2 pseudogenes are annotated in these 535 nt (G+C 69.5%); both read right to left on the reverse strand.

Annotated elements, in window-relative coordinates:
* A pseudogene (locus G3436_RS26645) lies at positions 1-352 on the reverse strand (precorrin-3B C(17)-methyltransferase); the annotation flags it as partial.
* Positions 352-535 (reverse strand): annotated as a pseudogene (locus tag G3436_RS26650) (precorrin-2 C(20)-methyltransferase); the annotation flags it as partial. The pseudogenes G3436_RS26650 and G3436_RS26645, both read right to left, overlap by 1 nt.

A 535-nucleotide genomic window follows, 5' to 3' on the forward strand; every position in this document is an offset into this window, starting at 1 on the left:
CCGCGGCAATTTCCCGCGCCATGTGGTTGACCCCGCCCAGCCCGCCCAGCAGCGGTACCACCGCACTGCCGTCCTCGGCAACGGCCAGCACCGGCGGCTCGGCGCCTTTTTCCAGCAGCACGCTGGCCAGGCTGCGGATCACGATACCGGCCGCGCACAGCGCGATGATCGGGGTGGCCTGCTGGTAGAGCTGGCGCAGCGTGGCGCCGAAGTCCTGGTAGCTGCACGCCACGCCGTCGACACGCCCGGCCAGGCCGTGGATCAGTGCGTCGGGGTACACCTGCTGGAGCTTGCGCGCCGTGGCCAGGCTGCCCTTGCCCAGGATGACGATGGCGGGTGCCGAATGCGCCATCATCCTTGCCACCGCTCGCCGGGCACGATGATCAGCGAGAAGTACGGCGACGACTGCGGGTCAACCTCGTCCAGCGCGACGATCTTCTGGTTGGCCATGGTCGCGCGCTCCACGTACAGCGCGCGGTCTGCCATGCCCAGTTCGCCGAGCACGTCACGCACCTTGGGGAAGTTGCGCCCCAGC

Origin of the sequence: Pseudomonas brassicae (assembly GCF_010671725.1) — a bacterium.
GTDB classification, from domain to species: Bacteria; Pseudomonadota; Gammaproteobacteria; order Pseudomonadales; family Pseudomonadaceae; genus Aquipseudomonas; species Aquipseudomonas brassicae.